A 7,350-nucleotide genomic window follows, 5' to 3' on the forward strand; every position below is an offset into this window, starting at 1 on the left:
TACATGGCAGACATTAAATACCGGTGCGCCGATTTTAGCTGATGCGCTGGTGAGTTTTGATTGTCAGCTGGAGAAGGTGGTGGAGTGGAACACGCACAGCGTGCTGCTGGCGCGTATCGTGGGGATCGCTCTGCCCGGTGAAGCGGCAGAGCCGATGATCTACTTCAACAGCGGCTTCCATTCACTGGGATAACCGCTTAAAACCGGCGTCGTGGACTCAGCCCGACGCCTTTTCTCAATCAGGCAAAGGTGCTGGCTTCATCAAAGCCCAGACGCGGCAGACGCGCATGCAGTTTGCTGGCTTCGCCATAGCCCAGATTGATCAGTAAGTTAACCTGCCACTTGCTCTCGCTGAAGAACGCCTCGTTTACTTTTGATGGATCGAAGCCGGACATCGGGCCCGCATCCAGGCCCAGCGAACGCGCGGCCAGAATCAAATAACCTGCTTGCAAGCTGCTGTTACGGAACGCGGTTTCTTTCGCCAGATCCGGGCTGCTGGTAAACCAGCTGCGCGCATCACCGTGCGGGAACAGCTTCGGCAGCGCTTCGTAGAATTCAGGATCCCACGCCACGATCACCGTCACCGGTGCGGCCATGGTTTTATCGACGTTGCCGGAGGAGAGCGCGGGTTTCAGCTTCTCTTTGCCTTCCTGCGAGGTCACAAATACAAAACGGCCTGGCGAGCAGTTAGCGGAGGTTGGGCCCAGCGCGGTCAGGCTATAGAGCTGCTTCAGCAAATCCTGCGAAACCGGTTTGTCCTGCCAATAGCTGTGGGTGCGGGCTTCATTGAACAGCGCGTTCAGCGCCACGCTGTCGAGCGTTGTACTCATGTTTCTCTCCTGTTCAGGCAGCAACTTGCGCCCAATATTTAGCATGAATAATGAATGTACCCAGCAGGACCTGTTCGCCGGGCAGTGATCGTTATACTGCAAAGGCGTTGGGGAGCCAAATAACAAAGACGCATGATTAACGGGATTGCGCACCCTACATTAGAACACCGTAGGGTCGCCATTCATGGCGACCACGTAACAGACTATTACTTACCAATACAGAAACTGGAGAAGATTCTGCCCAGCAGGTCGTCGGAGGTGAATTCGCCGGTGATTTCGCTCAGCGCCTGCTGCGCTAACCGTAACTCTTCCGCCAGTAATTCGCCGGCCCACGCGCCTAACAGCTGATGCTTGCCTTGCTGCAAGTGCGTTGCTGCTAACTCCAGTGCTTGCAGATGGCGGCGGCGGGCGAGAAATCCGCCTTCCATATTGCCGGCAAATCCCATGCTCTGTTTCAGGTGATCGCGCAGCGCTTCCACACCTTCACCGGTTCGCGCCGAGAGACGAATCAGTGAGTGACCGTTCACTTCAGTGAGGCCCAGCACTTCGCCGGTCATATCCGCTTTGTTGCGCACCACGGTAATCGGCAGCGCTTCCGGCAGACGGGCAACGAAATCCGGCCAGATTGCGGCGGCTTCGGTCGCGTCGGTGGTGGTGCCATCGACCATAAACAGCACGCGGTCGGCCTGTTCGATCTCCTGCCATGCGCGTTCAATACCGATGCGCTCAACTTCGTCGCTGGCTTCACGCAAACCTGCGGTATCGATGATGTGCAGCGGCATACCGTCAATATGGATATGCTCGCGCAGGACGTCGCGCGTGGTGCCGGCGATATCGGTGACGATCGCCGCTTCGCGCCCGGCTAAGGCATTCAGCAGGCTCGATTTACCGGCATTGGGACGACCGGCAATCACCACTTTCATCCCTTCGCGCAGCAGGCTGCCTTGACGCGCTTCGGCACGCACGCCATCGAGATCGCCGATCACCACATTGAGCTGGGCTTCAATTTTGCCGTCGGAAAGGAAATCGATCTCTTCATCCGGGAAGTCGATGGCCGCTTCCACATAGATGCGCAGGTGAGTAAGTGCTTCCACAAGCGCGTTAATGCGCAGGGAAAAAGCGCCCTGCAGCGAGTTCACCGCCGAGCGGGCGGCTTGCTCTGAGCTGGCATCGATCAGGTCGGCAATCGCTTCGGCTTGCGCTAAATCGAGCTTGTCGTTGAGGAAGGCACGTTCCGAGAATTCACCGGGTTGGGCAATGCGCAAACCGGGCAGCGCCACGATGCGTTTCAGCAGCAGGTCAAGAATCACCGGGCCGCCGTGGCCTTGCAGCTCTAGCACATCTTCGCCGGTAAAGGAGTTCGGGCCAGGAAACCACAGTGCAATGCCCTGATCGAGCACGCTGCCATCGGCATCGGTAAAGGGCAGATAGTCGGCATAGCGCGGTTTTGGCAGCTTGCCGAGCACGGCTTGCGCTACCTCAGCGGCTTTCGCGCCGGAGATACGCAGAATGCCGACGCCGCCGCGGCCGGGAGGCGTCGCCTGGGCAACGATAGTGTCGCTGTGGCTCATGATTCACCTTTTCTCGAAACAAAAAAACAGGGCGACATAAATGCCGCCCCTTAATTATACGCTGCTACTGGATGCAGTCAGACGTTACGCTTTCTTCTTGTCGCGGCTATGCAGACCACGTTTTTCCAGGCCGCGATAAATCAGCTGCTGCTGGAGAATGGTTACCAGGTTGCTGACGATGTAGTACAGCACCAGACCTGATGGGAACCACAGGAAGAACACGGTAAAGATAACCGGCATGTAGGTCATGATCTTCTGCTGCATCGGATCGGTCACGGTGGTCGGTGACATCTTCTGAATGAAGAACATGGTGATACCCATGATGATCGGCAGAATGTAGTACGGGTCCTGCGCAGACAGGTCATGAATCCACAAAATAAACGGCGCATGACGCAGTTCAACCGAGCCTGACAGCATGTAGTACAAGGCCAGGAAGATTGGCATCTGGATAACCAGTGGCAGACAGCCGCCCAGCGGATTCACTTTCTCCGCCTTATACAGCGCCATCATTTCCTGGCTCTGCTTCTGCTTATCATCGCCCAGACGTTCACGCATCGCCTGAATCTTCGGCTGCAGCATACGCATCTTCGCCATCGAGGTGTACTGCGCTTTGGTCAGCGGGTACATGATGCCACGTACGATGAAGGTGATAACGATAATGGAGAAGCCCCAGTTACCGATAAAGCTGTGGATGAACTTCAGCAGCTTAAACAGCGGCTGAGAGATGAACCACAACCAGCCGTAATCCACGGTCAGATCCAGGTGCGGCGCGATGGCTGCCATCTGGTCCTGAATTTCCGGGCCGACCCACAGCGTTGCGCCAAGATCTTGCTGTGCGCCTGCGCCAACGGTAACCGGTGCAGATTTGTAGCCAATTGCCGCGATGCCATTGCCGAGGTTGCTGGTGTACAGCGTGTTGTTACCCTGCGTGCGTGGCACCCAAGCGGTAGCAAAGTACTGCTGCAGCATCGCCACCCAACCATTGCTGGTGGTGGTGTTCAGGTTCTCGTTATCCGCGATGGTGTCGAATTTATATTTTTCGTATTTCGCATCGCTGGTTGAGTACGCTGCGCCACGGAAGGTGTGCAGAGCAAAGTTGTTGCTGCCGGTATCGCGGTGCTTCGGCACGTCGATGGTCTGCTTCAGCTGACCAAACATCGACACTTCCAGCGGCTGCTGAGTGGTGTTGTTGATGTTGTAGTCAACGTTTACCGCATACTCACCGCGCTTGAAGACGAACGTCTTGGTGTAAACCACGCCGTTTTCACCGGTCCAGGTCAGCGGCACGCGCAGTTCGCTCTGGCCATCCGCCATCACGAAGCTATCTTGCGAAGTGGTATACAGCGGACGTGCGCCATTGTTCGGGTTATCCGGACCGTTACGGCCCGTTAAGCCGCTCTGCGCCTGATAAACGAAGGCAGGTGTGGTTTCAAGCAGCTGGAACGGTGCGTCTGAACCCAGTTTGTCCGGGTAAGTCAGCAGCTGAGCCTGCTCAATATCGCCACCACGCGTATTGATGTTGAGTGACAGGACATCTGTCTTAACGGTGATCGTTTTGCCCTGTCCGCTAGCCGGCACGCCGGAAGTGGCGGCATCACCCGCTGCGCTGCTTGTGTTTTGCGTGGTCTGGGTTTGCTGTGGCTGCGGAGCGTGGTCCGTCTGCCAGGCTTGCCAGATCATAAAAGACACGAACAGAAAAGCGATGAGAAAGAGATTGCGTTGCGAATCCATCGTTAATGTTCTCTGGTATCAAAGGTTTTTGGCGGCACAGGATCGTCACCACCCGGGTTCAAAGGGTGGCATTTTAATACGCGTTTTATCGTCAACCAACTGCCTTTTACAACGCCAAAGCGGCGTAAGGCCTCAATCCCATACTGCGAACAGGTGGGATGGAACCGGCAATGAGGTCCCAGCAGTGGGCTGATGGCGCGTTGATAAACGCGTATCAGGGCAATCAGGAGCCGCGAGCCAGGCGACAGTGACGACGCCATAGTTTCTCCAACGCTTCCGTCAGCGCACGGTTATCCAGGTCAGCAATCCCTTTTTTAGCCACGATCACAAAATCCATCGCAGGGAGCTCATGTTGACGCAGACGAAAGCTTTCGCGGGTCAATCGCTTGATCCGGTTGCGTTCATGGGCACGTTTTACATGTTTTTTTGCGACGGTGAGACCGATGCGGGGATGCCCCAGCGCGTTAAGTCGGCCGAGTATGGTGATTTGCGGCGTACCGGCTCGTTGTGGCTGCTGGAAGACGAAAGTGAAATGAGTGGGAGTTAACAAACGTAACTCCCTGGGAAATGCGAGCTTAACCACGAGGGTTAGCTTTATTACTTAGAAACGGTCAGACGAGAACGGCCTTTAGCACGACGACGTGCCAGAACCTGACGACCATTTTTTGTTGCCATACGAGCACGGAAACCGTGTGAACGGTTGCGCTTCAGTACGGACGGTTGAAAAGTGCGTTTCATGGCGATTTCTACCTAAACTTGAAAATTTTCACTGGGTGACGCGTTTTCGGGCCAGTAAATCGACCAACGCCTCAATGTGTCTTTAATAAAGAGGCGGGATTGTAATAATTGTACAGTCCAGAGTCAATTTACTTCGCTGGTCGCGGCACCTGGAAACCCAGATACAGCCCGCTGATTCCGGGCATCAAGGCTTCACGCAATAATGCCGGGTGGGGAATTATACGGGCTGTGGGTTAAAGCGCAAGGATCGCGCAGGATCTTCTTGCGATCAATTTGCAGATTTGTTGCGCAGAAACGAGAGCTCGCCAGAAAAATTACCGCTTTCAGCCACATTAACGCTGGCTTTTTTCGCAGAAAGCGTAAACTCATTATCGCTTCAGCAGCCTGTGGATAAATTGGATCAAAACTGTGTAGAAAGGGAAGATCTCTGTGCGGCTTTACGTTATGATCCGCCCTTCCGCTGACGATCCTCACTGCGATCGCCGGGGAAGACTACCGCGAATAGCGGTCGCAGGCGCTTTCCAACCGTCTGTGTCTAAAAATTACGTTTCTATTTATTAGCGCCTAAAATTCTTATCGATTTTGTACGAGTGGAGTCCGCCGTGTCACTTACGCTTTGGCAACAGTGTCTTGCCCGTTTGCAGGATGAGCTTCCTGCCACCGAATTCAGCATGTGGATTCGTCCGCTGCAAGCTGAATTGAACGACAATACGCTGACCTTGTATGCACCAAATCGGTTTGTACTCGACTGGGTTAGAGATAAATATCTCAATAGTATCAATGGGCTGCTGAATGAATTCTGCGGTGCAAATGTGCCGTTACTGCGTTTCGAAGTCGGCACGCGTCCTGCCGCACAGGTGACAACCAGCCAACCGGCGATGGCCACTTCCAGTTACAGCGCACCTGCACCGATTGAAAATCGTCCCGCGCCGACGCAAATCCTGCGTCCAAGCTGGGATTCGGTACCTGCGCCGGCGGATGTCACTTACCGCTCCAATGTGAATAACCGTCATAACTTCGACAACTTCGTTGAAGGTAAATCGAACCAGCTGGCGCGCGCGGCGGCACGTCAGGTGGCGGATAATCCTGGCGGCGCTTATAACCCACTGTTCCTGTATGGCGGCACCGGCCTGGGTAAAACTCACCTGTTGCACGCGGTGGGTAACGGCATTATTGCGCGCAAGCCCAATGCCAAAGTGGTGTACATGCACTCTGAGCGTTTTGTGCAGGACATGGTTAAAGCCTTGCAGAACAACGCCATCGAAGAGTTTAAGCGTTACTACCGCTCGGTTGATGCGCTGCTGATCGATGATATTCAATTCTTTGCCAATAAAGAGCGCTCGCAGGAAGAGTTCTTCCATACGTTTAACGCGCTGCTGGAAGGCAATCAACAGATCATCCTGACCTCGGATCGCTATCCAAAAGAGATCAACGGCGTAGAAGATCGCCTGAAATCACGTTTTGGCTGGGGATTAACCGTGGCGATCGAGCCGCCTGAGCTGGAAACGCGCGTCGCGATCCTGATGAAGAAAGCCGATGAAAATGATATTCGCCTGCCGGGTGAAGTTGCCTTCTTTATTGCTAAGCGTTTGCGTTCCAACGTTCGCGAGCTGGAAGGCGCGCTGAACCGCGTGATTGCCAACGCGAACTTTACCGGCCGCGCCATCACTATCGATTTCGTGCGCGAAGCGCTGCGCGATCTGCTGGCGCTGCAGGAAAAGCTGGTCACCATTGATAATATTCAGAAAACGGTGGCCGAGTATTACAAAATTAAAGTGGCGGATTTGCTGTCGAAACGCCGTTCGCGTTCGGTAGCGCGTCCGCGCCAGATGGCGATGGCGATGGCGAAAGAGCTCACCAACCACAGCTTGCCAGAGATTGGCGATGCGTTTGGTGGCCGCGACCATACCACCGTGCTTCACGCTTGTCGAAAAATCGAGCAGCTGCGTGAAGAGAGCCACGACATCAAAGAAGATTTCTCTAACCTCATTCGAACACTATCTTCCTGACGCATATGAAATTTATTGTAGAACGTGAGCAGTTACTGAAGCCACTGCAACAGGTTAGCGGTCCACTTGGCGGACGCCCGACGCTGCCGATCCTGGGAAATTTACTGCTGCAGGTTAGCGAAGGCTCGCTGCGCTTGACCGGTACCGATCTGGAAATGGAAATGGTAGCCCGTGTTGCGCTGACGCAGCCACACGAGCCGGGCGCGACCACGGTTCCCGCGCGTAAATTCCTCGATATTTGTCGCGGTTTGCCGGAAGGCGCTGAGATCAGCCTGACGCTGGAAGGCGACAGAATGCTGGTGCGCTCTGGCCGCAGCCGTTTCTCGCTGTCAACGTTGCCCGCCAGCGACTTCCCAAATCTGGATGACTGGCAGAGCGAGGTGGAATTCACCTTGCCTCAGGCGACGCTGAAACGCCTGATCGAAGCCACGCAGTTCTCAATGGCGCATCAGGATGTGCGTTATTACCTCA

General features: G+C 54.9%; 9 protein-coding genes. 3 read left to right on the forward strand and 6 right to left on the reverse strand.

The annotated features are described in order from the left end of the window. On the forward strand, window positions 1-193 hold a 193-nt coding region (locus tag RTY00_RS15975; RefSeq protein WP_312665098.1), incomplete at its 5' end, for a flavin reductase family protein. A 46-nt stretch (window positions 194-239) separates the two neighbouring features. On the opposite strand, the gene RTY00_RS15980 is transcribed toward RTY00_RS15975, so the two are convergent. The 6 genes from RTY00_RS15980 to rpmH form a co-directional block, all read right to left on the reverse strand. Further along, entirely contained in the window at window positions 240-830 is a 591-nt protein-coding gene (locus RTY00_RS15980) for a malonic semialdehyde reductase (RefSeq protein WP_256697896.1), read from the reverse strand. A gap of 206 nt (window positions 831-1,036) precedes the next feature. Then, window positions 1,037-2,401 (reverse strand): tRNA uridine-5-carboxymethylaminomethyl(34) synthesis GTPase MnmE, encoded by a 1,365-nt coding sequence (mnmE, locus tag RTY00_RS15985; RefSeq protein WP_008105304.1) that lies wholly within the window; start codon window positions 2,399-2,401, stop codon window positions 1,037-1,039. Between the two features lie 84 nt (window positions 2,402-2,485). Beyond that, a complete protein-coding gene (gene yidC / locus RTY00_RS15990) occupies window positions 2,486-4,132 on the reverse strand; it encodes a membrane protein insertase YidC (RefSeq protein ID WP_154181889.1) in 1,647 nt (548 codons plus the stop codon). A gap of 2 nt (window positions 4,133-4,134) precedes the next feature. After that, window positions 4,135-4,392 (reverse strand): membrane protein insertion efficiency factor YidD, encoded by a 258-nt coding sequence (gene yidD, locus RTY00_RS15995; protein WP_007893564.1) that lies wholly within the window; start codon window positions 4,390-4,392, stop codon window positions 4,135-4,137. After that, window positions 4,356-4,715, reverse strand: coding sequence for a ribonuclease P protein component (gene rnpA, locus RTY00_RS16000; RefSeq protein ID WP_036648555.1), 360 nt, complete (start codon window positions 4,713-4,715; stop codon window positions 4,356-4,358). Before rnpA ends, yidD begins: the two co-directional genes overlap by 37 nt. A 14-nt stretch (window positions 4,716-4,729) precedes the next feature. Further along, a complete protein-coding gene (gene rpmH / locus RTY00_RS16005) occupies window positions 4,730-4,870 on the reverse strand; it encodes a 50S ribosomal protein L34 (protein WP_003849659.1) in 141 nt (46 codons plus the stop codon). Window positions 4,871-5,472: 602 nt separating this feature from the next. Between rpmH and dnaA the strand changes: the two genes are divergently transcribed. Together dnaA and dnaN are read left to right on the forward strand one after the other, a co-directional pair. Next, entirely contained in the window at window positions 5,473-6,879 is a 1,407-nt protein-coding gene (dnaA, locus tag RTY00_RS16010) for a chromosomal replication initiator protein DnaA (RefSeq protein ID WP_008105301.1), read from the forward strand. Window positions 6,880-6,884: 5 nt separating this feature from the next. After that, window positions 6,885-7,350: DNA polymerase III subunit beta (gene dnaN / locus RTY00_RS16015; RefSeq protein ID WP_312665099.1), on the forward strand; the 466-nt coding region annotated here is incomplete at its 3' end.

Origin of the sequence: Pantoea sp. CTOTU49201, assembly GCF_032054795.1 — a bacterium.
In the GTDB taxonomy this organism is placed as follows: Bacteria; Pseudomonadota; Gammaproteobacteria; order Enterobacterales; family Enterobacteriaceae; genus Pantoea; species Pantoea symbiotica.